This is a genomic window from Streptomyces sp. MK37H, assembly GCF_018035285.1.
Lineage (GTDB): Bacteria > Actinomycetota > Actinomycetes > Streptomycetales > Streptomycetaceae > Streptomyces > Streptomyces endocoffeicus.
This window is the reverse complement of sequence record NZ_JAAAYH010000842.1, coordinates 1-1428: the sequence shown is the minus strand read 5'-3', so window position 1 is coordinate 1428 and position 1428 is coordinate 1. Positions and strand designations below refer to the sequence as shown.

The window sequence follows — 1428 nt, the reverse complement described above, 5'->3', positions numbered from 1 at the left end:
GCGCGGTGGACGCCTTATGGGGCGCGGTCCGGGGCGGTGCGGGTCGTACGGGTGTCATGAGCGGCCCGGGCGGTACGCGCGCCGGGGTCGCCATGGGCGGAGGCCCGGCACAGGGCGCCGAACGCGTGGATCAGCAGTGCGAGCGCGGCGGCGCCGCAGGCGGCCGCGGGGACGGCGGCCGCACCCTGGGCGGCGGTCAGCCGTGCCGCGGGCTCCCCGATCGGCGCCGCGCCCGGGAGCCGGGCGGCCGCCGCCGTCGCCAGGGCCACGGCCTGGACCGCGCAGGCCACGGCGATTCCGCTGAGCGCGGCCCTCCGGAAGCCGTGGACGGCGAGCAGCCGGGCGAGGAACAGCAGTCCGCAGAGCGCCACGACGGCGACCTCGGCCGTCGAGAGGGGCGCGGCGACGGGAGGCGATCCGGGCACCGTGAGCCGGGCCGTGAGCACCAGGGCCGCCAGAGCGCAGAGGAAGGCCGTCACCACGCCCGCGAACAGCGGGCGCACCGCCGACGCGAACTCCTCCAGACCACGGCTGACCGCCAGCCTGCGGCGCGCCCTGACGGCGAACCAGCGGGCGCACCACGCGGCGGGCGCGGCGGCCAGCGCGAGGAGGACGGCGGCCTCGGCCGCGGGCGCCGCGTCGTAAGGGCGGCGCCCGTCGAGGAGCCCGGTGAGCAGCCAGTCCCCGGCGGCGGCGTACCCGAGCAGCCAGCCGGCACCGAGGGCGTGCGCGATACGGCCCCCGCGCCCGCTCCCACGGACGCGCAGGGGGCCACGGCGCAGACACAGCCACAGGGCGATGAGCGTCAGGACGGCGCCGCCCGCGCACAGGGCGAGGCCGACGGTGGTGTCCTTACGGATGACATCGACGCGGAGGGCGGCAGAGGCGGTCGCCACGCACAGGGCGCCCGGCAGCAGCCACAGCGCCGCGAACGTCATCCGCACGCCCAGCGCGCGCCCCGGCGCGGGGGCGGCCGGGGGCGCGGGCTCCTCGGCGCGCGGCACCCGGGCGTACAGCTCCTCGGCGAGCGAGAAGACATCGCGGTGCCGGAAGCGCGCGGCGGTGCGGTCCGTCACACCGTGGGCCTCCAGCCCGGCGGCGATCTCCAACGGATCGACGGCGCGGGCGCACAGGTCGTGGTGGCGGTGCATCAGCGCCCGCACCGGATCGGCGGGCCCGCGCCGCCCCTTCCCCTGGCCCTTCCCGGCGCCGGTGCGCGCGGATGCCTCGTCCGGCCGCCGGGAGACCGGCACCCGGGCGGCCCCGGACAGGGCGGCGGGGCCGCGACCGGAGGCGAGGCCACGGTCCGAGGCGAGGCCACGATCGGAGACAAGGCCGCGGTCCGAGGCGAGGCCGCGATCGGAGGAGTCCGGATCGAACGGGCCGTTCCACCGGGAAGGCGTGGTCATGCGCCCTCCTCGGACGGGC

1 protein-coding gene is annotated in these 1428 nt (G+C 79.1%); it reads right to left on the bottom strand.

The window, feature by feature from the left end; translation table 11 throughout:
- Positions 1–14: 14 nt before the first annotated feature.
- The gene (locus GWI24_RS44325; RefSeq protein ID WP_210951656.1) at positions 15–1409 is read right to left on the bottom strand and encodes a hypothetical protein; all 1395 of its coding nucleotides are present in this window, start codon (positions 1407–1409) and stop codon (positions 15–17) included.
- Positions 1410–1428: the final 19 nt, after the last annotated feature.

Coding starts and splice junctions, on each gene's coding strand:
- GWI24_RS44325 (WP_210951656.1), bottom strand. CDS start 1,409: ATGACCACGCCTTCCCGGTGGAACGGCCCGTTCGATCCGGACTCCTCC.